The organism is Shouchella hunanensis, from assembly GCF_028735875.1.
In the GTDB taxonomy this organism is placed as follows: Bacteria; Bacillota; Bacilli; order Bacillales; family Bacillaceae_D; genus Shouchella; species Shouchella hunanensis.
Window position 1 is genome coordinate 976,854 of the sequence record NZ_CP117834.1, and the last position, 21,318, is coordinate 998,171.

19 protein-coding genes are annotated in these 21,318 nt (G+C 40.8%); 1 reads left to right on the forward strand and 18 read right to left on the reverse strand.

Annotation, left to right across the window (positions count from 1 at the left end; all coding sequences use genetic code 11):
- Positions 1–87 precede the first annotated feature (87 nt).
- The 16 genes from PQ477_RS05195 to PQ477_RS05270 all read right to left on the reverse strand — a co-directional run bounded on the left by PQ477_RS05195 (position 88) and on the right by PQ477_RS05270 (position 18,360).
- On the reverse strand, positions 88–306 hold the full coding sequence (locus PQ477_RS05195; RefSeq protein WP_274273078.1) for a hypothetical protein: 219 nt from the start codon (positions 304–306) through the stop codon (positions 88–90).
- A gap of 89 nt (positions 307–395) precedes the next feature.
- Positions 396–1,433 (reverse strand): DUF4179 domain-containing protein, encoded by a 1,038-nt coding sequence (locus PQ477_RS05200; protein ID WP_274273079.1) that lies wholly within the window; start codon positions 1,431–1,433, stop codon positions 396–398.
- Positions 1,414–1,959, reverse strand: a complete 546-nt coding sequence (locus PQ477_RS05205; RefSeq protein ID WP_144560061.1) for a sigma-70 family RNA polymerase sigma factor — start codon at positions 1,957–1,959, stop codon at positions 1,414–1,416. Before PQ477_RS05205 ends, PQ477_RS05200 begins: the two co-directional genes overlap by 20 nt.
- A 265-nt stretch (positions 1,960–2,224) precedes the next feature.
- Positions 2,225–2,680 carry a YueC family protein gene (locus PQ477_RS05210; RefSeq protein WP_035397442.1) on the reverse strand — a complete coding sequence of 152 codons (456 nt, stop codon included), beginning with the start codon at positions 2,678–2,680 and terminating at the stop codon, positions 2,225–2,227.
- Positions 2,670–5,810, reverse strand: a complete 3,141-nt coding sequence (gene esaA / locus PQ477_RS05215) for a type VII secretion protein EsaA (protein ID WP_274273080.1) — start codon at positions 5,808–5,810, stop codon at positions 2,670–2,672. The genes PQ477_RS05210 and esaA overlap by 11 nt, the downstream gene beginning before the upstream one ends.
- Before the next feature lie 28 nt (positions 5,811–5,838).
- Positions 5,839–10,263: a type VII secretion protein EssC gene (essC, locus tag PQ477_RS05220; protein WP_274273081.1), complete on the reverse strand. Its 4,425-nt coding sequence runs from the start codon at positions 10,261–10,263 to the stop codon at positions 5,839–5,841.
- A gap of 23 nt (positions 10,264–10,286) precedes the next feature.
- Entirely contained in the window at positions 10,287–11,591 is a 1,305-nt protein-coding gene (gene essB / locus PQ477_RS05225; RefSeq protein ID WP_274273082.1) for a type VII secretion protein EssB, read from the reverse strand.
- Between the two features lie 26 nt (positions 11,592–11,617).
- Entirely contained in the window at positions 11,618–11,857 is a 240-nt protein-coding gene (yukD, locus tag PQ477_RS05230; protein ID WP_035397435.1) for an ESX secretion system protein YukD, read from the reverse strand.
- A gap of 75 nt (positions 11,858–11,932) precedes the next feature.
- Positions 11,933–12,226 carry a WXG100 family type VII secretion target gene (locus PQ477_RS05235; RefSeq protein WP_035397432.1) on the reverse strand — a complete coding sequence of 98 codons (294 nt, stop codon included), beginning with the start codon at positions 12,224–12,226 and terminating at the stop codon, positions 11,933–11,935.
- Positions 12,227–12,595: 369 nt separating this feature from the next.
- The gene (locus PQ477_RS05240; protein WP_038483656.1) at positions 12,596–12,925 is read right to left on the reverse strand and encodes a hypothetical protein; all 330 of its coding nucleotides are present in this window, start codon (positions 12,923–12,925) and stop codon (positions 12,596–12,598) included.
- 14 nt (positions 12,926–12,939) lie between these two features.
- The gene (locus PQ477_RS05245; RefSeq protein ID WP_274273083.1) at positions 12,940–14,661 is read right to left on the reverse strand and encodes a DUF6792 domain-containing protein; all 1,722 of its coding nucleotides are present in this window, start codon (positions 14,659–14,661) and stop codon (positions 12,940–12,942) included.
- Between the two features lie 15 nt (positions 14,662–14,676).
- Positions 14,677–15,414, reverse strand: coding sequence for a YvcA-related protein (locus PQ477_RS05250; protein WP_274273084.1), 738 nt, complete (start codon positions 15,412–15,414; stop codon positions 14,677–14,679).
- Between the two features lie 125 nt (positions 15,415–15,539).
- On the reverse strand, positions 15,540–16,274 hold the full coding sequence (locus tag PQ477_RS05255) for a YvcA-related protein (protein WP_274273085.1): 735 nt from the start codon (positions 16,272–16,274) through the stop codon (positions 15,540–15,542).
- Positions 16,275–16,399: 125 nt separating this feature from the next.
- Positions 16,400–17,122, reverse strand: coding sequence for a YvcA-related protein (locus PQ477_RS05260; protein ID WP_274273086.1), 723 nt, complete (start codon positions 17,120–17,122; stop codon positions 16,400–16,402).
- Positions 17,123–17,206: 84 nt separating this feature from the next.
- Complete coding sequence (locus PQ477_RS05265; RefSeq protein WP_274273087.1) at positions 17,207–17,905, reverse strand: YvcA-related protein; 699 nt, start codon at positions 17,903–17,905, stop codon at positions 17,207–17,209.
- 320 nt (positions 17,906–18,225) lie between these two features.
- Positions 18,226–18,360: a hypothetical protein gene (locus PQ477_RS05270; protein WP_269083173.1), complete on the reverse strand. Its 135-nt coding sequence runs from the start codon at positions 18,358–18,360 to the stop codon at positions 18,226–18,228.
- Between the two features lie 209 nt (positions 18,361–18,569).
- On the opposite strand from PQ477_RS05270, the gene PQ477_RS05275 reads away from it, so the two are divergent.
- Positions 18,570–19,286, forward strand: coding sequence for a dihydropteridine reductase (locus PQ477_RS05275; RefSeq protein ID WP_274273088.1), 717 nt, complete (start codon positions 18,570–18,572; stop codon positions 19,284–19,286).
- 163 nt (positions 19,287–19,449) lie between these two features.
- Here PQ477_RS05275 and PQ477_RS05280 read toward each other — a convergent pair whose 3' ends face one another.
- Together PQ477_RS05280 and PQ477_RS05285 are read right to left on the reverse strand one after the other, a co-directional pair.
- Positions 19,450–20,340, reverse strand: coding sequence for a carbohydrate ABC transporter permease (locus tag PQ477_RS05280; protein WP_144560085.1), 891 nt, complete (start codon positions 20,338–20,340; stop codon positions 19,450–19,452).
- Positions 20,341–20,353: 13 nt separating this feature from the next.
- Positions 20,354–21,238 carry a carbohydrate ABC transporter permease gene (locus PQ477_RS05285; protein ID WP_274273089.1) on the reverse strand — a complete coding sequence of 295 codons (885 nt, stop codon included), beginning with the start codon at positions 21,236–21,238 and terminating at the stop codon, positions 20,354–20,356.
- Positions 21,239–21,318 lie beyond the last annotated feature (80 nt).

Here is a 21,318-nt window from a genome sequence, read left to right on the forward strand (position 1 = left end):
CCTTGTTTTACGTGAAGGCAATCCAGATTGGCTCTCTACCCTCGGCTTTGCTATAGGTGGTTTTTTATACGGCTTTTTCATACGGCCTTATATGATCAAATGGGAAGAAAAAAAGAAGCTAAAAGAATAATCGACATCTCCCAACAACACAACGCCCGATGTGCTTCTTTTTTCCCTTTCCTCTATAAAGATGACTTCTACTGCAATGTCCTCTGTGCTTCTAGCAATAGACACAATGGACATCATAAGCAATAACGCAGACTTAATAACGTATGCCCAATTCCTTTTAACAGTCTCTTTTCCCATGGCTCGACCTCCTTAATGGTTATCTATAACAAAAACCCCCTTCCTCTTAAAAAACATAAATAAGCAAGGAATGACTCCCTGCTTATAGGTTAATTTTTTAGTTTTACTTTAAAAGAAGTAAATGTCGGTGGCTCTCCAACTTTTTCATCAAACGGCTGCTTTGTTTCATTCCCATCTTCATCTATGTGGACACTGCCCCCATTTGTCGGTAATACAACATGAGGCGTAATCGTCAATTCTGTTACCGTATCATCGATCGGATCAAACGATTTTATGCTCGAAAACTCAAATTTATTGTGTACAATGTTACCGGAAACGCCGCCCCCCATACCATTTATTTCGTTCCCATCTTGATCAACAACTTGAAACTCAATCTCCATTCCGAAACTCTGTTCAACATCTGTTCTTTCATCAAAGCCTTGATACGTTAAATTTAATCCTGTTTTTCCATAGGAGAGGTCTGGTACTGTTACAGTCAAGCCATCAACCGTTTGCGTGTGATTAACGACTATTTTTTCAGAATCGACCTTTTGGACAGGTGTTGAGAAATACCATGATTCCCCCTCTTCTCCATGCAAAACCAATCCTACTTCAAAGTGATCGGGCATTTCATCGGTTACGCCAATCGTCTGAATGGCTGTACGTGTGGTGTCTGAAAGATGCTCTTCTCCATAACTTCCACCATAAGTAGAGGGAGAAACACCATTAATTGTAAGCTCAGCTCCTGCACCAAAGTAATAATCCGACAATGGTTCTTCACTTTTTATAAGATAGCTGAAAGAGAGTGTACTATCATCATAAATCACTTCCTCAAGGGTAATTGAAATCCCGTCTACTAATTGAGTTTCACCCACTTGACTTGATAAACCACTTTTATGTGCTTCTTGTAAGCCAATTACATCGGAATTGCCGAATATTGAGCCAATGATGGGGATGTGTGACAAATTATTTGCAAGAGCCGGTGACATATACGCTGAGCCAACTAAAATAGTACTAGTAGCAGCAATTCCTACGACAGCGTAAACTCCTTTTTTTCTACGATTCTTCGCTTTCCGTCCTCGATCAAGCCCTGTCACAATGGCGCTGCGAACTTCTTCAATTGGAATATCAGTATGTAGCTGTTTCACTGACTAAGTCGCTCCCTTCTAAATCTATTTTTAATTGCTTTCTAGCACGACGTAAATTTGTCTTAATCGTCCCTACCGGTTTATCTGTAATCACTGCAATGTCACTTATGGACAAATCATGATAATAAAACAAGATAATGACTACTCGAAAAGACGGCTTCAATTGAGAAAGTGCCTCTTCCAAGATGGGGTGATGATTCGGTTTATCCTGTTTGCTTTCCAACCGAATCATCAATTCTCTTTCATCGTACGGAATCATTTGACCCTTTTTTTTCAACAACGTATAGCATTCTCGTATTAATATCCGAAACAACCACGTTGAAAAATAGTCAATATTGCGCAATTTTTTTATGCCTATAAAAGCACGATAGGCCGTTTCTTGAATAACGTCGAGGGCATCTTCCTTGTTGCCAACGTATGAAAGGGCCTTTGCATAGAGCATTCTCTCTTCCATTACAAGCAACGATTCAAGTGCTCCTCCATCGCCATTTACGGCTTTTTTCACTGTCAATAGATTATGTTTCATTTAGGTGTTTCCTCCTCTCATATATTAGAATGACTACAGCCCATAAAAAGTTTCAAGTTAGTAAAATTACTCACAAAAATTAGCCTTTTGGTTGCTTAAGCAACCAAAAGGCTCTTTGTGTAGATGTATTAATCCTCTTTCGAACATCTCATAATAGAAACGAACTTTTAAATGTTGCCTGCTTCTACTACTGCACTATGTGGAGGGGGAAGCCTCTATACGTGTCGTTTAACCTGTTTTATCGTTCAGCTTATTGGACACATAGCTACTCATTTAATTGCGCCGTTTTAGGAATAATATAAATCAATAAAATCGAAACAAGCACCGTCGCTACAGCTGCTAATATCCATGGTAGCACATTTCCATTTTCTTCTACCGGCACCACATGCCGCGCCAACACTTTCTCCTCGTTGAACAACCCGGCGCTAGCAGCTACATTTTCCTCGTGGTTCGCTTCAGCATTACTTGCAAACAAGGTATCTTGAAGTTCCGTGTATGTTTCTTCTAGAGGCTGAGTAAATGTGAGTATTTTTTGTTCTTCAGGCACTCTAATTTCCCGCTGTTCCGCTTCTGGTTTGTATTGACGGAGCTCTAACAACACTTCCCGCTCTTTATAAACACCAGGTTCCACTCGTTCTTCTTGGGCAAAGCTTGGCATTACCGAAGACAGGAGTAGCACTGAACATACTCCTATCCCCGTAACCATGGCTTTACATTTCATAAACGTCATCCTCTTCTTTTTTGCGGTTTACGACCGCATGACGAACGATTGGAACGGCAATCGTTAGCGCTGCAATGAGCACCAATGGAAGCATGCCTGTAAGAAATGCATTTTGCGAGCTTGCTTGAATGGAAATATAGAGTTCCGCAATTAGATTATTCGTACTGAAATTTGGCATGGCCATATCAAGGAGCGGGCTTGTAAAGAATAGGACGCACGCAACACTAAGTAGCCATCCAACCCACGGACCAGCCATAAAGGCAACACGGATTAGGCCAGCTGTTGCCAAGATCAAGAGAACCGTAATAATGGTCCATTGTATCGATTGGCTTCCACTCATCGTGTAAATTGATAAGCCATAAATGCTTATGACTAAACCAACAATGATTGATAACATGCTAAACAACGAAAGATTAACCAAGATTGGCACCGAACTATAGTGGTGTGTTAAAAACCCAATCAGCAAACTTGATAGTAATACAATGACAAGCACAACGATTGGTGGTGTTAGCCTTTCAGCTGGTCCCGTTCCTTGCTCTCCACTTACACCAACAGGACTGGAAAGATGGTTATAGACATAGTCATTGTGATGGCCATCAGTCAAAGCATTGGCTAAAATCGTGTGAATGTCTTCGTAAACCAGTTCCGTTGTTTGAACGTTGTCTGACCATCTTGAGTTCAAATCATCTGATTTGGCTTGAACTTCAGTCACATTGCTATGAAGATCTTCTGTTTGAGCAATAATATCATCTTGGCGGTTGCTAAGAGATTCAACGGATGCTCCTAATTGTTGAACTTCATCTAATGACATTTGTTGATTGGAAACGACCATTTGCCCATTTAAGCCATCCACCGGTGCTGGTTCTATAGTAATCGCTTCATAGCTTTCAGATAGATTCCCGCCAATAGCGTTACTCGCTTCCGCCATTGCCGCCACTTCTTCGAGAATGGCTTGTTGTTCTTGAGCAATTGATTGCTCTAACTCGTTCAGCACATTATTTGCATCCGCAACAAATTGAGTAAACTCTACTTCTGCTTCCTCCACGGATTGTTGGGCTTCCTCCAGCTGCGCTTGGTTGCCCATAAACGAACTGACGGATTGTCGTGCCCTATCAATGGTAGCCTGAACCTCACGGACACGATTGTCTTCATCGACAAGTTGCTTCACTCGGTCTTGATTTAAATTACCTAGCTGACTATATGCCCAATCTAATTTGGCTAATTCTCCATAATAGGTAAGTAGTTCTTGTACATTTGTTGACAGGATTGGACTGTCAATTAAGGAAGGCGATGCACCAATTCGGTTGAAAACGGCTTGTTCTTGCTTGCGAACTTCCTCAATAACTGGGTCAATCACTTGCGCTTCAAGCTGTTCAACATATTGTTCCAAACGTGATGCATAGTCTTCAAGGTTTTCTACATAATCAAGAAATGCCTCGGTCACTTCTCTATGGTCCTCTATTCTCCACTGCGCTACTTTTAATGTTGGTTCCATGTTGTTAAGTAGTTCCATTGCCTTTGTCCATACCCGTTGCAGTTCATCCTGAGAAAAAGTAACAAATTCTGCACGGTACGGCGTAAAGGAAAGAGCTGTATTTAAATCTTCTTGCTCCTCTTCTTCTAATGGAAGCTCTTGTTCAGACTCTTCGTCTCTTTCCTCCTCTTCATTCCCGCCTTCGTTATTCTCTTCCTCATTTGGAGGCTCTGTTGGCTGTGAAGGGGGATCTTCATCACCGTTTCCATTATCATCACGATCTCCTGGCGCTGGTTGCTCATTTTCATCACTGTCTCCATTATCCGGATCAGGTTCTGACGGTGATTCTGGTTCTGTTTGATCAGGTTCTGGAATGTCTATTTCTCCAGGATTTAATCTACCGACTAATTTTTCGATTTCAGCAATCGTTTCTTCTATGTCGTTTAGAAGATCTTCATCAATCGGCTCTAGCACTTCTTCCGGCTGTTCAGGTCGAGAAGGGCTTTCCTGTGGATCCTCGTCCCTTGATAAATGGTAGCGTACATACAACGTTTGGCGGAACTGCCCTTCTGCCCGTTCTTCTTGCGTTGCATTTGCATATTGTCCGATTAGTTCAGCCTGTGCATTTGGTATGCGATCAACTGCTTCGTCTTGGGCAGCATATACTTGGTTAATGTCGCGATTAAATCGATTCATATCGTCAGTAAATTTATACGAACCGATGGCCCAGTTACCGAGCAAAGAAACCACTCTGTCACCATCATTGGAAAATTGTGGTGCAAAAACACTCTGACTTTCTTGTACATTTCCGCTTCCTACTTGTAAAGCTTGTTGAAACTCATTCACTGCTTGGTTGACAAGGTCGCCATTTTGAGTGTTCGCTTGTAGCATCATCTCTGTTTGCTCATTGTGATAATTCATGTAAAGATCCATTGCATCAGTAAGTTCGTTAAATCCCTCTTGGGCTTCTTCTAGATTCGCACGAGAGCTTTCAGATAAATTGGCTGTATCCGAAGTAGCTGAAAAATACTGATCAAGACGGCTTCGCTGCACCTCAATTTCCTCAGCTAATTCTTGTGAACTTGGCGAGTAAAATGAGTACATTTCATTTAAGAAGTCAACTTCTTTTTGCAACACGTCAGTAAAGTTTCCTCTAACTCGGTCCACTTCCTCGGATACATAGCGCCAATATTGTGTGCTAATTTGCTGGTTCATTTTTAATTGGGCACTCTCTAATTCTTTTTGCACCCGTTCTTGGTTCTCTGCATTTAAATTGTTATAGATTTCATAATTTACACTCGCCTGATTTGGGAGTGAATCTTGAAACGACATAATGTTCTCGGAAAAAGAAGAATCAATATAGACAATCGCGTCATATTCTTGGTTCGCTAATCCAGCTTGAGCAGAAGCTCTACCAGCCACTACCCATTCATATTCCGAGTCACCTTGCAATGTGGATACAATATCATTACCTAAAATAAGTGGTTCATTTTCCTCATATTGGTATCCGTTGTCCTCATTAACTACTACCATTTTGCCGGATGCTTTTAATTCTTCTCTCATAGGTTCTTGCCCTATGTACTGAAAAAAGGCAAAAGGGATAGCAATGATGATTGCTACAAGCAATAACAGCTTGACGATATGTTTTTTCTGCACGTAAACCACCTCGCTTAAATTCCGTTGGTTATGGAGCTTCTGGTATTTTAATTTTTGTCTCAATTCCATTGACGACATAGTAACCAAAACCTGGGGCGATCTCCTCTTCATTTCGCGTGAAAGAAAGATTGACAAGGGTTTGGTCTGACTTTTTCATGACGATTATATAGTGACGCACCAATTTCAATTCTGCAGTCAGAGGATCGAAGCCTTTCGTGAATTCTGCAGAGTTGCCACATACAATCATTCGAAAACCTAGATGGCTCGAATTTTTGATTAGCTTCGCTAGTTTATCTTGAATGGTCGCATCAACTGTTTGTTGGAAACGGATGAGGCTGTCGATTACTAATAACACTGGTGGAAAAGCGGTGACCGTTCCTCCATTGTTTAACGCATCCATGTAAGCTTGTTCTCGAACAGTCATTTTTTCTTCAGTCGCTGACACCCAGTCTTTTATCTGTTCTTTTTGATCTATATAGGAAATAAGCTTCTGTCCTACATAAGCAGACAGCTTGCGGTCCACGCCATCAACTAGTCCAATCTCCTCCACTTCCTGTTGCAAATAGTAGTTTAATAGAACTTTGACAACGTTCGTCTTCCCTTTCCTTGGCTGCCCAACAACTACTAAATGCGGCTCCGATTTTGATTGTAAGAATACTGGCTTAACGGTATCTTCATCAAGAGCAAAAGGAATACTGTCGCCTGGATCGCCAACGCGTGTTCTGAAAGCTTCCAACGAAAGCTGTGTAGGCAACATTGCAATTTTTTCCGGCAGCCTAGCGTCTTGGTAACGCCGTCCTAATTGGGCGATCGCCTGTCTTGTTGCTTCCATCATTTCCATGTCATTTTCACCAGCTTCTGGCAAATATAGTTGTGTAAAGGAATGGCTGTCTTTCGCTATGATGGCGCGTCCAGGTATTGGTTCGATTTCGTACTTACTCCGACCAAGCAATGTAATGACATCGTTTCGGTCATTCATAAAATGGACAATTTTCGTTCTCATCGCATTCATGAGCGGCTGACGCAAGGCATTCGCTCTTGTAGCTGTTAAGCTTACATAAATTCCTAACGATTGCCCATCGCGAGCAAATTGAATAAATGTGGATTCCAATTGCTCATATTCCTCTTTGATCAAATCAAAGTTGTCAATAAAGATAAAGAGAACAGGCAAAGGCTCTGTTGCTGTTTGGTTATACATCGTCAAACTATTGACTTCTTGAACGAGGAATCGTTCGCGGCGATCGTCCATCTCTGCTTTTAGCAAGGCAATCGCTTTCTCAATTTTACGTTTTTCATCAATTTTAAAGTAATCGGCTGTATGAGGTAGCTGCCTAAACGGTAACAACGCCCCATTTCCAAAATCAAAAATGTAAAAGTGAAGCGCTTCTGGATGAAACGACTTGGCAAAAGAAAGCATTAATGCCATTAGCGTTGTCGATTTCCCATATCCACCAGATCCAAAGACAGCAATATTACCGTCTTTTAGCCATTCATACTGAACATCGAATTGCCTTTGTGTTTCTGGCTCATCCGCAAGTGCCAGAGGGAACATACCTGCCTCTGTATCTTTTTGTACAGGGGGAAGCCATTCTTCAAGCGGTTCAAGCCATGGGCTTGACGCTTTTTGTATGCTTAAACGCTCCGTTGTTACTTCGATCTCTTTCACAACCGCTTCCATTTCCGTGATGCTCTTTACTTTTTTACTAGCAACTGTTTGGACGTTGGATATAGGTACTAGCCCTGCATCCGTAACTAAGGCAACATCTTCTTCACCTTCATGAGTTTCTCGCAAATACGGCGCACCACTCCATGCAGATTGAAACAATTCATATAGCTCGTTATTACCAACTTGCAAATAAGCCCGCCCTGTTACAGTTAAGTTAGCCGCATCGGGGTTTTTCAAAATTTCTTTCGAATCTTGTGCGTCTTGTACTTTTAACGCGACGCGAAAACGAGCGTTGCTCCAAATTTGGTTGTCAATGATGCCACCTGGCTTTTGTGTCGCAAGAATAAGGTGGACACCTAGGCTCCGTCCGATCCGTGCTGCACTTACGAGTTCTTGAATAAATTCAGGTTCCTCGTTTTTTAATTCCGCAAATTCATCGGATATGATGAATAGGTGAGGCATTGGTTCCATAACTTGTTTATTTTTATACAATTCCATATAGTCATCAATGTGGTTTACTACATTTTGGTCGAATAATCTCTGCCGTTTTCGTAATTCACTTTTGATGGATGCCAACGCTCGCATACTAAAGTTCTTGCTATCATTAATATTCGTAATCGTTCCGAGCAAATGAGGAATCGTTTTAAATGGCTGTGCCATTCCCCCACCTTTATAGTCAATAAGAAGAAAAGCGACTTCATGGGGATGGTAGTGAACGGCTAACGATAAAATATACGTTTGCAGAAACTCACTTTTCCCTGAACCGGTTGTTCCTGCTAGCAAACCATGGGGCCCATGAGCCTTCTCATGGATGTTTAGCTCAAGAAGTTCATCCTTCGCTTTAAATCCGACAGGCACTGCAAGTGATTCGGCGCTGTTTGTCGTTTCCCACCGGCGTTCTATTGCTAATTCTTCTGTGTGATCGACGCCAAACATTTCAAGAAAAGAAGCCATATCCGGTATCGATCGACTCATACCTCTTTGGTGATTCAATGATGCTAGCAAGCGGGCATACCACTCATTGGTCATTGCATCGTGCGAATCAAAGGTAAAGCGTTTATGTTCCGCTTTCCGTTCTCGAATGACAATTTCGCCTTCCTTTTGATTGACGGCCTTAATGATTGTGTGAACATATTCAGTTAAATTTTCTTGTGCATCCGTGAGAAAAATAACAGACATCCCTAGAAGCTTGTCCGGTCCCTCTAAATATTCCATGATTGCATGGTCACTAATCAAGCTGCGATTGGCGACTAAAAAAACGAAATGAGGCATGAAACGCTTTGGTTTGCCTTGGCTTTGCTCCAACTCCCGCTCTCGTACCATTTCATAAATGGATGTCAACAGTTGATCCCGTGTCCGTTCATTGTAGATGAATCCCTTTGCATACATATGCGGCAATTGAAAATGAGGGAGCCATTTCATCCATTCCCAACTTGCATACTGATCTTCGTTGAAAACAGCAACGAAACGAAGATCATGGTAACTTTGAAAAAAAGTAAGTTGCCCGACCATTTGAGCGACTTCCCGTTGGATTGTCTTTAGTTGGCCGACATAGCCAATAGAACCGCTCGCTAAGCTGAGGCTAAGGGGCGCATCATGAATATAGGAATAATGCTCTTTTAACGTTTCGCCTTCTTCTAGCAGCTCGTCACGATCTCGATTCGCTAAATCGCCACCTGGATCACCAATTTGAAAACTACTTGGGATGGACGATTTTCCAACACGGACATACAAATAATCATCGTCACCGACCGTTTTCTCCCAGATACGACGATTTAAGTTAGCTGCCATGTATTTACTTTCCTCAAAAGATGGAAAATGATAGTCGAGTACATGCCGTTGCTTATCAGCTATTTCTTGAAGTTCGACCCGTTTCTCTTTCAAGTAGCGAGTATAAACACGTTGACGCTTTTCTTCTTTTTGTTTGCGGATTTTCCGTTCTCGAAAATAATTGACCGTCGAAGTAATGAGCGTTACGGTGAACATCGTCACCGAAATAATGATAAAAATCCCCCGGGGAATGAGCAAAGCAACGATTCCCATTACAATGAGCATCGCTAATGGTGGCAATACGATGAGCCAGAGGGCTCGATGGTTATCGTCCAACTCCTGACCCGGAATGGAGAAATTCACTTTTTCTTTTGGTTCTTCATAAATAATTCGCGGCGTTCGACGATACTCAGGGTACTTCTTTTTACTTTCGGAAGTAGGAACGGCTATGCGAGAGAGTCTCGTTTGTATAGGCTCCGTTGATTCAATCGTCAATAAATCGCTTTCCTTAATAACAAACATTGTATAGCCAAGTAATACGATATCACCATTTTTTACTGGTTGCTTCTTTGTTAGAATTTCTCCATTCATAAACACACGGGCATGCTTTTCTGGGTACACATACCAACAGTCGTCTTGCTTAATTAATGCACATGACGAAGTAGGACTTTCCTTCGGCAACACGATGTCAGCTGAACCCTCGTGCCCGATCGAAAGGAACGTTTCTTTCCCTATGTAATACACCCATTCGCTTATGGGTTCGCTTTCATACACGAATGTAAAAAGAACGTTATCTTCTTTATATTGAAAGGTCTCACCGGCAGCTAGAATATGCTCACCTATACCTTCACTATCAAGTACACATTGCTTCTGGTCATGAGCGATTTTAGCGATAATCTTAGCTCGGAGAGGCGGAACGAGTAAGTCGACGTCCTCGCTTGAGCCTAACAAACGCTCTGTTTGGCTTAATTCAAGCTGCTGCACATACTTATCATAAAATACCCATAATCGATCCATTGTTCCACCTCCTACGTGCGCCCCTATTCATCTTCGTTCTCTTCTTCTTCGTTTTGTTCAGCGTCATCGTCACGCTCATTTTCTTCGTCCTCATTTGGTTCAGAATTCGCCTCATTGTCTTCTTCAGCCTCGGTGTCATCTGCAGTTGCGTCCGCTTCTTCCGCTTCCCGTTCTTCTTGCTCTCGTAGATAACGGTCAATATCCGCTTGAATATCGTTCAGTAATTCTTCACGATCATCTCCGGACAAGCTAGTATCTTGACGAACGGCATCTCGCCACTTTAAATTGGCATACATCTCTAGTTCTCCGTCCTGCAATTGGCGTGCGATTTCGTTTGCTTCCTCATAATCACCACGACCAATCATGATCCAATAGTCAAAATAGAGCGGTTCTGCTTGAAGGGTCAAGGTATTTTGTACATTTGCTGTTTGATCCATATTCAAGTCTTCATTGGCGACATAGGATTGAGCCAACTGGTACTGTACGACGCGAGGCATTTGGCTCGGATTATATGGTTCCAAGGCAGTAATGACTTCACTAGGGTTACTATTGATATAGGCTTCATTGCTGGCAATAAAAGCATCGTAACGTGGATGAAGGAAAAAAAGCACATAGATGGTATAGATAATAGTCGGAACAAGCAACCCTGCCACAGCAAAAAACAAACTTTTTTGCAAGCGCCACTTTTTCTTCGGCACCATATGTACTTGTCTAGCGCGCTGTTCTTCTTCATGGATCCACGTCTCGACACAACTCAAAAGCGCATCAATTGTTTCAGTCTCTAGCAATTTTTTTGCTCGTACCGATAGTTTCATCGTGTCTGTAAAACTCATGTACTCACTAAAGCGATACTCACCATCAAGCAATACAAGCAATGTTGTCTTTAGCTCCGCAAACAGCTTATCTTCATTTTTTTCATAAGGCGGAAGACTTTCTTTAATGCCATAATGAATAAAGTGTATGTCAAGCCCTTCTGTTACTAATACATTCTCCGGACAAACAATTAAGTGTAGTCTGGAACTAGAATGCTCCACAACTGCACGAATAAGTGAGTAGCCAATAACTTGTTTTGCATAGTCACCTTTGTTTCGAAATTTACTAAAAGGCAACATTGTCTCTTGTGGATGAACAGTAATCACAAGCTCATCTTCATCTTCAGCAATTGTACGTTTGAGGAGCGGATCTTGTTGCTTTAACAACTCCGATTCTAACGAATGAGATTGCTTAATTTCCGCAGTTTGAAATGTTAGTGTGTATGTATTTGTTTCAGGGTCCCTAATAAAGTTTGCACCTGTCTGCTCTTCCAAATAAAATCGCTTTTTGTCCATTCCATGTCCGATCCCTTCAACCAGTGCTATAAAATCTCTATGCGGTCTCCATTTGTTACACCACGTTCAGCGAGTACTTGGCTACCGTAGACATGAGTTTCTTTGTTTTGAACACGGATCCAACTCCCATCACGCTGAGGAACTTCAAGCTCCTCGATGCTCCAAATAAGATCAACGACTTTTTTTGCCGTATATTGATCAGATAGCCGCAAGTCAAACCGTTTTCCTGAATACCGTTTCATGTCAACCGTTACAGTGATGTACATCAAATGCCACCCTTTCATAAGGAAGGACGCAATTGTAAAAAAATTGCGCCCACAGTTGTTTCTATTCCTGACCAATTAACCGCGAATGTTGCCTGCAATTTGTTGATCTGTTTCTTCAAGGGTCCGTCCACTGTTGCGTAGCTGCTCAGATACTTCGCCAAGCAAATCGCCCATACGGACAAAGGATGGCTTTAATTCGTCATACTGTTGAACAAACGCTTCAGAAGCTTGACCATCCCACATACCTTGTAGCTGATCTCTGAAACCATCTAACCTGCTTATGAGGTCATGCACCTCTCCACTTGAGCGATTATAGTCATCAGCTTTTTGGTAAAGTTCTTCAGGTGTAACGCGAATCAATCCAGACATATTAACTCCTCCTTTTTCGTTTTATAGTCTCATGGTAGCCAGTGAAGATTTTACTAGTCAACCATCATCTTACATATTTTCGTAAAATGGTAATATAGTACTGATATTATTAATTTTCTCACACTTCAAATAGTTCTTTCGAACCAGAATAATTGTTCTAATCAAACAGCTCTATTTCGTATACTTTAACCGTGTTGACAAGCAACTTATGAAGCATCTTTTATAAAAATAATTATTTTATTTTTATTTAGGCAAACAAATGAGCCTATAGAAAATAGACTTACTGCTAAATGATTGCCCTTTATTTCGTCTTCTTGATAGGACTCAAGAAGTGATGGCCTTCAACTAGAAGCCGATCAACAGCTAGTGCTAATCCTTTGGCACTTCTGTATAGGTAATCGTAAACGGCTGCGTTTTCCCATGATCGATGACGTCTTCAAACTTCCAATGAAAGCGAATCAATTCGTCAACCGCCGTTTGGATCCGGCCCTGTCCTTTTACCGCCTCTGACTCCAACTCTTCAATAGTCGCCAAAATGATTTCCCCTTTGCTCGAGTCAAGAATGCCTTGGACATCCTGCTTCAACTCGCCAAGCTTGTCCATCTTCGTTTGCAACAGTTCCACCACAAGGTTTCGTTTCTCGTCGTGTGTTCGTGCTTGTTCAAGCGTATAGGTCCCACTATAACCAAATGTATTCATCGATGACACTTCCCTCAACCTGATAAATAAGTAAACATGCCCGCCACATTGTAGTCGACATCAAACATCTCTTCCACTGCTTGACGCATCGCCTCCGCTTTCTCACCGATGGACTCCCGATTTTGCTTGACTAACGAAGCAACCCCTTCAAGTGGCGCGCCTTCCAGCGGCAAAAACGATTCACGAAAATGCAAATTGGTGATAAGCCCACCGTAAGAGCTAGGCAACAAATGCTGATAACTGCGGTAATTGCTCTCCATCACACTCATCTTTGAAGCTAATTGTTTCTTCTTATGTTGATAAAAGTCTATATACTCATGCTCCATCATAGCCAAGTAGCGTTCAAGCAGCGTATCTTGTTGATCGAGAACCTTCTGCACTGCTTCATACGCGTCTAACGTCTTGCTCAAATTAAGCTTAATTTCGTCCCCACCAGCTGAACCTTCCAAATACAAGTCGCCACCATGATAAGACTTGCCCTCGGCGATTTCATTCATAAGCGCCTCAAGCTTATGGTGCGCTTCCGCCGATTTGGCCACTCCTTCAAACAGCGTATTGATCGAGGCAATTTGATTCTCCATCATTAACTTATATGAAACCCCAGTAAAAATAGCATCTTCTACTAATCGAGAAATTGACGTACCTTCACCTTCATGAACCCTCATATAAACCCCTTCTGTTGCTGTCAGAAAAATTTGCAATTCCCATCTCAACTGGCTCGCATCTTCCTCAGACAAATACCCGGCGGTTTCCAACTCATCGACGAGAACAGAGACTGTTGATTTCATCGTATCAAAATCAAGCGGATCAGCGTTAGGATGATCCTTGTAATAAGTCAATGCATCGCTAAACGCCTCGTCCATGACACCAGCAACCCCTTCATCCCCATAAACATGGCCGTACGGGGCTAGAAAATGAAGCAACGCCTGCAGGTCTTCTTGAGGAATCGCTTCCACTGCCCCCACAAACCCTTTGTTCTCATGGTCTGTACGATACGTTGTAACATTGCCCACAGCAAACATCCACGGAAAGGAATCAAGCGCATACAAAAAATCACTCTTGGAGCGGGTTTGATGGATACTAGACTCTTTGTCTTTGTAATACTCCTTAGCGAACGCTTCTAGTTCTGCAGGGGGGATGGATTGGACAGATTCCGTATTTAATCGAGGGAGATTAAATTCCCTTTCTACCGCTCTTCTAAAGTCTCTGTCATAACGTATTTGCTGGACAGCATTAGACTGGGCGCCATTAAATGTGTTTACTTGTGAAAAATAATTATCTCTTAGTTGGATAGCTGCTACCGTATTGTGGCCTTTTGAATGAGCGAGAGCGGAGATGGGGATCTCATTTTCTATTGTATTTTTTTCGGTCACTTGCTCAAGAAAAGCTTGCGTGTTTTCTGCATATTGAGCACCTCCAGTGCCGACACCCACACCAAACAAATTGTCAATCCAGTCTTCAGTGGAAACACTCCCCCGTGAGATAAATACCACTTCATTCACCTCATCCGGATCTTCTTTATTAGCTAAGACAATTGCTGTCCCCTTCACCCCTGCGGTAAAGGAATAATTCTCCATTCTCTCAATATTCATCTTCGTGTTAATGGGCCTCCCCATTTCTTCAAGGTATATTCGTTCAATCGCTTCAATAATCTCCTCATCGGTCATCTCCGGGAATTGATACTCAAGGTCTGTAATTCGCATTTGCACCATTTCATCGTCAAAAACACTGCTCATACCCAATCACCTTTCTTATTGGTCTAACAAACGAATAGAATACATTAGCTTTTCCGCCATTTCCGTTTCCTCTTCAAAACTAAAAGTACATTCTTCTTCTCCTTGACACATCGCAATATACGTGTATGAAATCGCCTGGTTCCTATCATTAGCAAAAAGATAACCAAAATATTTCAAATAAGGGCCGTACTCATCCTCATCTTCATAGCTCCCGTAATACACTTCCAAATCATTAACTTCCGTATACTCATATTCCCCTTCAAAATTATTAGCACGTTTAAACACATTCAAATAACTTTGTTCTAATCCTTCAGGATAGTGGCTTTGATACATAACTTGAACATCGTATAGTTTTTTTTCACGATCATTATTAAACGTGTAAATGACTGTTTCAGCATCATTGTTTTCAGTTGCATGAAGCAGATCAGAAATAATCCCATTTTCCGGAATCACCATCTCAAAACCATCAAGCTTCCCTCTCATTTGGTGAAAACCTGGTTCCACGTCAGTATCCACCAAAAACTCTTTTGTAAATTCATCTTCAACCGCTAGAAAATCTTCGTTATTCTCCACTCCTTCGCTCTTCCCTTCCTGTTCAGCGTCATCATCTGCTGATGTTTGTTTAGCATCAGAATCTTCCTGCTTCTCTTCTCCGTTCACTTCTTCTTCAGGCTCTTGTTGGTTATTGGCAGTATTGCATCCTACAATTAGCAGCACTGCGCAAAGTGTACTTATACGAAGCCACGTTTTCACCGTCATCTCCCCTTTCTAACGAATCAGGGTATCATTTTATGTATTATTAATTATTTGTTTATTTGTCTATTTCCTATTTTAAGATATCCAAACTTCTTTTTTATTGCAAGAATTTCTTATCATTCCTATTGGTCTAACAAACGAATAGAATACATTAGCTTTTCCGCTATTTCTGATTCTTCTTCAAGGCTGATGGAACATTCTCCTCCACCTTGGCACATCGCAGTATGCGTGTATGAAATCGCCTGGTTCCTATCCTCGGTAAAAAGGTAACCAAAATATCGCATATACGGACCATAGTCATCCTCATCCTCAAAGCTTTCATAATACATTTCTAAACCATTGGCTTCCGCATATTGATATTCGCCGTCAAAACCTACTTTATTTTTAAAGACATTTAAATAATTTTGTTTTACTTCTTCTGGGTATTTTTTATAATACATCAGTTTAACATCATGCAATTTTCTTTCACTAAAATTATTAAACGTAAAAATAAGTGTTTCAATTGCATCGTTTTCAATATCATGAAGCAGATCGGAAATAATCCCATTCTCCGGAATCACCATTTCAAAACCATCAAGCTTTCCTCTCATTTGGTGAAAACCTGGTTCCACGTCAGTATCCACCAAAAACTCTTTTGTAAATTCATCTTCAACCGCTAGAAAATCTTCGTTATTCTCCACTTCGCCCTCCACTTCCTGTATTGCATCATCGTCTGCTGATGTTTGTTCAGCATCAGAATCTTCCTGTGTCTCTTCTCCATTCACTTCTTCTTCAAGCTCTTGTTGGTTATTGGCAGTATTGCATCCTACAATAAGAAACACTGTGTAAAGTATACTTATACGAAGCCACGTTTTCACCGTCATCTCTCCTTTCTAACGGATCAGGGTATCATTTCATTTTATGTATGAATAATTATTTGTTTATTTCCTATTTTAAGATATCCAAACTTCTTTTTTGTTGAAAGAGCTTCTTATCTTTCCTATTAGTCTAACAAACGAATAGAATACATTAGCTTTTCAGCCATTTCCGCTTCCTCTTCAAGGCTGAGGGAACATTCTCCTCCACCTTGGCAAACACCTATAAATTCATAGGAAATAGCCTGATTCCTGTGTTTTGAAAAAAGATAGCTAAAATACTTTAAAACAGGACCGTTATCCCCATCGTCTTCATAGCTCTCGTGATACATTTCTAAATCATTGGCTTCCTCATATTGATATTCCCCGTCAAAACCTACTTCATCTTTAAAGACATTTAAATAGTTTTGTTTTACTTCTTCAGGGTATTTACTGTAGTACATCAGCTTGACATGGTATTGTTTCTTTTCACTATGATTATTAAACGTAAAAATAAGTGTTTCAATTGCATTGTTTTCAATTGCATGAAGCATAGAGGGTATAATGGCATTTTCCGGAATTAACATCTCAAAACCATCAAGCTTCCCTCTCATTTGGTGAAAACCTGGCTCCACATCGCTCTCCACTAAAAAGCTTTTTGTAAATTCATGTTCCACTGCTAGACGATCATACTCATTGCCCACTCCTTCCTGTTCAGCTTCATCGTCCTCCAGCATTTGTTCAGTACTAGAATCTTCCTGTGTTTCTTCTCCGTTCACTTCTTCTTCAAGCTCTTGTTGGTTATTGGCAGTATTGCATCCTACAATTAGCAGCACTGCGCAAAGTGTACTTATACGGAGCCACTTGTTCATCGTCATCTCTCCTTTCTAAAGGATTAGAGTTGTTTATGTATGAATGTTATTTTTTGTCTATTCATATATTTTAAAACTCTTTTTCTATGAATCAAGTAAACGAATAGAATACATTAGCTTTTCCGCCACTTCCGCTTCCTCTTCAAGTGAGATATCACATTCATCTTTCCCTTGACACATAGCCATAAATTCATAGCTAATGGCCTGATTCTGTTCCTTTGAAAAAAGATAACCAAAATACTTTAAAACAGGGCCGTATTCGTCCTTGTCTTCAACCTTACCGTAATAAATTTCCAGATCGTTGGCTTCTACACGTACATATTCATCTTCAAAGCCCATTTCGTCTTTAAAGACATTTAGATAGTTTTGTTTTAATTCTTGAGGATACTTAGTTTGATATATGACTTGTACGTTGTATTGTTTTTTTTCAAGGTTATTATTGATAGCATATATTAAAGTTTCAATTTTATTGTTTTCAATTACATGAAGCATAGAAGGGATAATCCCATTTTCCGGAATTAGCATCTCAAAGCCATCAAGCTTCCCTCTCATTTGATGAAATCCTGGCTCCACATCGGTCTCCACTAAAAAGTTGTTTGTAAATTCATGTTCCACAGCTAAACGATCATCCTCATTGCCCACTCCTTCATGCTCTGCTAATGGTTGTTCAGTACTAGGGCCTTCCTGTTCCTCTTCTTCAGGCTCTTGTTGGTCATTGGCAGTATTGCATCCTACAATTAGCAACACTGCGTAAAGTATACTTATCCGAAGCCACGTTTTCACCGTCATCTCCCCTTTCTATCGGATCAGGGTATTTTTTTATGTATGGATCATTAGTTGTTTATTTCTACATTTTAGGATAAACGATCTTTCTTTCGTTGAAAAGGCTTCAAGGCCTTTGTCACCTGTCTTCTGATTCTTAATTCTTTTCATATACTGAAGAAAAAAAGCTAGAATCCAATCTATTTAAAATTGGAAATAGTGTACTCGGCTTCTATTTATTTGCTATGCAATCATCCAACTTTCAAATGAACGCTTGTAGCCCTTCCTTCTAAACAAAAAAGCTCTGTCAGATGATCGACATCCTGACAGAGCTTCCTTTATTATTTGACGCGCTTTAATTTATTGCCGGCCTTACGATAAAGACCACCATCTTCATCATAAAAATATTTAAATCCGATAATGGATAACGGTCTCCACGCTTTTGTCCATTTCTTCTCAGAGTGGATGTAACCCATATGCTTTCCTCCTAAGTTCATCGTGCTTGATCCTATTATCTTCTCTCTTCACCACCATATCTAGCGAAGAAAAATAGAATATGTTGGATAAAAACAAAAAAATAACAAAGAGTATCTGGCGTCAATGATTCAAATCAGTAATTGATAATGATTATCATTCGTAGTATACTTATTGCTAATAGGAAGCTCACTGAAAAGGAGACGATCATATGCAGATCTATTGGACGAAGATTAATCAAATTATTGAAGAATCAGCAGAAGTGAAAACCTATATGCTTGACTGTCCTGAAGGGTTTACATGGGAAGAAGGCTCACACACACACTTTGCGCTAGAGGGATTTAATGCCGATGAGAAGCCAAACCGTAGCTTAATTCGACATATGTCTATATCCACTTTGCCCCATGAGGGATCCATTGGTATTACCACTCGCATTAAAGAGCAATGCTCTGAATTTAAATCGATTTTACGAAATCTCGAAGTGGGGCATGAGGTGGCTCTTTTCAAAACCCACTCCAATGTACCGCTAAAGCGAGAAAACAAAAACATTTACTTATTATCAGCAGGAGTTGGTCTAGCTACATTCCGTCCACTTGTACTTGATTATCTCCAGCGTAACGACAACGTCAATCAGATTCATTCCTTAAACGTTGATTCATCAAGGGCTTTCTTATTCACAAACGTCTTTGAAAGTAACCCAAATCAGAAGCTTACAACTCAATTTGTCGATAACCGAGCCGCTTATTACGAAGAGGTAAAACATCTCGCCCAAGATAAAAACGGACTCTTCTATATTGTCGGAAGCGATGACTTCCTTGTAGAAAACATCTCATTGTTACGTAAGCAAGGTGTCCATTCAGAGCAAATCATGCTTGATAAACACGAGCAGCAACGACCGAATTTCCTTTCAGAAGAAGTAACACATTAAAAAAACGCGGAAGAGTGATGTTCATTCTTCCGCGTTTTAATCGTGGTTTACACTCTTAAAGGGTACAACACGTTTCATGATTCTGCACTATAGGCAAACCATTTACGTCCACGTCTATGATAAGGGTCTCTTTAATCAGAATGCACTGTAGTTGAAACACCTTTTATCCTTTTACCGCCCCTTGGGTCATGCCCTCAACAATTTGCTTTTCCATAAATAAATAGAAGAGGATAGTCGGCACGAGTACAATCGTTAATGCTGCCATTTGAGCTGTATAGTTTGTAGAGTGTTGGCCTGCAAAATTAGCAAGACCAAGTGGTAATGTCCGCAAGAGGTCGTCATTAATAAGGACGAGAGCAAAGCTAAACTCATTCCAGTTATTAATGAAGTTAATAATAATGACGGTCGCAAGAACAGGGCGTGTCATTGGCAAAATAATCGACCAGAAAATCTTAAAAACCCCCGCTCCATCCATAACGGCTGACTCTTCAATTTCATGAGGAAACGACTTCATAAAGCTTGTTAATAAGAAGATCGTAATCGATAAATTGAAAGCAATATACGGGAAAATGAGCGCCAATCGAGTATCCAGTAATCCAATGTTTTGCATCAAAATAAACATCGGTACAAGCGTTGCATGAATCGGTACAAGCAAGCCTAGGATAAAAAATGAATAAAGTACCTTTTGGCCTCTAAATTGAAATCTTGCTAAGAAATAGGAAGCAAGTGCACCAAATAGGACGGTTAAGATAACGGCGACACCGCCAACAAACACACTATTAAAAAAGTACGTATTAATATTCGCTGTAAACCAAGCATCGACATAATTCGTCCATACCCATTCTGTCGGTAAACCAAATGGATTTAAAGCGAATTCCTGACCTGATTTAAATGAATTAAGGATCATCCAAACAATGGGGTAGGCATTAATAACCGCAAATGTAATTAAGATCAGATAAATAAGCAACCGCGATGCCCGTTTCTTAAACCAAGCTGTTTTTTCATTTATTTCTTTTCTCGGGACTGGTGATACTGGTTGTTGATCTACTTGCATTCTGTAAACCTCCTTATGCCCGTTTGGTGCCAGTACGTTTTTTTAGAAGCATATTCGCACATACGATAATGGCGATACTAAAGACGAAAATTAAAACTGAAATCGCACTGCCATAGCCATAGCGCAGCCCTTGGAATGTTTCTGTATACATATAGGTAGCCATTACTTCCGTGGCATTCGCTGGCCCACCACCTGTCATTACAAAGATCAAGTCGAAGGTCTTCAAGCTCCCGCTAATGCAAAGAATCACGGCGATGATAATGACACCCCAAATGGATGGTAACGTGACATAACGGGTTTTTTGCCATTCAGTGGCGCCATCTAGTTCTGCCGCTTCCAAGATGTCTTTTGGTACCGTTTGTAAAGCTGATAGGAAAATGATGAAATAAAGCCCTACAAACTGCCAAATTATAACGGCTGCGATTGCATACATCGCATAATCGGGGTTGCCAAGCCAGTTTTGCGCAAAGGCACTTAAGCCGAGATTGTTTAAGAGATGGTTCAATAACCCTTGCTCCACGTTGTAAATCATACGCCATGTTAGTGAAATGACAACCGTTGAGATGACCACAGGAAGGAAAGCAATTGTTCGGAAAAACTTGGCTCCTTTGATTTTTCGATTCAACAGCAAAGCGAGCACGAGGGCAATCGGGATTTGTCCGAAGACAGAGGCTGCCACAACAATTAAATTGTTCCGAACGGATAGCCAAAACACAGAATCATTAAGAATGGCTCGAAAGTTAGCAAGCCCCACATATTCCATTGGCGAGAACCCGTTCCATGACATAAAGGAATAGTAAAACGAGATAAAGATTGGAATGATGCTGAAGATACAGTAAACGAGCAACGCTGGAATTACGCCAAGTGCAATCTTCCACCGGCTTTTTAATAAATGCACCTGGATCACGTCCTTTCATCGCCTCATGTTGGAAGCGTTTTCTAGAATCATTGTAACGAGACTCTTCTCTTATAAAAATC

What these genes read in the sequence shown, in the direction of transcription:
- PQ477_RS05195 (WP_274273078.1), bottom strand. Translation starts at nt 306, where the DNA reads ATGGGAAAAGAGACTGTTAAAAGGAATTGGGCATACGTTATTAAGTCT.
- PQ477_RS05205 (WP_144560061.1), bottom strand. Translation starts at nt 1,959, where the DNA reads ATGAAACATAATCTATTGACAGTGAAAAAAGCCGTAAATGGCGATGGA.
- PQ477_RS05210 (WP_035397442.1), bottom strand. Translation starts at nt 2,680, where the DNA reads ATGAAATGTAAAGCCATGGTTACGGGGATAGGAGTATGTTCAGTGCTA.
- essC (WP_274273081.1), bottom strand. Translation starts at nt 10,263, where the DNA reads ATGGATCGATTATGGGTATTTTATGATAAGTATGTGCAGCAGCTTGAA.
- essB (WP_274273082.1), bottom strand. Translation starts at nt 11,591, where the DNA reads ATGGACAAAAAGCGATTTTATTTGGAAGAGCAGACAGGTGCAAACTTT.
- yukD (WP_035397435.1), bottom strand. Translation starts at nt 11,857, where the DNA reads ATGTACATCACTGTAACGGTTGACATGAAACGGTATTCAGGAAAACGG.
- PQ477_RS05235 (WP_035397432.1), bottom strand. Translation starts at nt 12,226, where the DNA reads ATGTCTGGATTGATTCGCGTTACACCTGAAGAACTTTACCAAAAAGCT.
- PQ477_RS05240 (WP_038483656.1), bottom strand. Translation starts at nt 12,925, where the DNA reads ATGAATACATTTGGTTATAGTGGGACCTATACGCTTGAACAAGCACGA.
- PQ477_RS05245 (WP_274273083.1), bottom strand. Translation starts at nt 14,661, where the DNA reads ATGAGCAGTGTTTTTGACGATGAAATGGTGCAAATGCGAATTACAGAC.
- PQ477_RS05260 (WP_274273086.1), bottom strand. Translation starts at nt 17,122, where the DNA reads ATGAACAAGTGGCTCCGTATAAGTACACTTTGCGCAGTGCTGCTAATT.
- PQ477_RS05270 (WP_269083173.1), bottom strand. Translation starts at nt 18,360, where the DNA reads ATGGGTTACATCCACTCTGAGAAGAAATGGACAAAAGCGTGGAGACCG.
- PQ477_RS05275 (WP_274273088.1), top strand. Translation starts at nt 18,570, where the DNA reads ATGCAGATCTATTGGACGAAGATTAATCAAATTATTGAAGAATCAGCA.
- PQ477_RS05280 (WP_144560085.1), bottom strand. Translation starts at nt 20,340, where the DNA reads ATGCAAGTAGATCAACAACCAGTATCACCAGTCCCGAGAAAAGAAATA.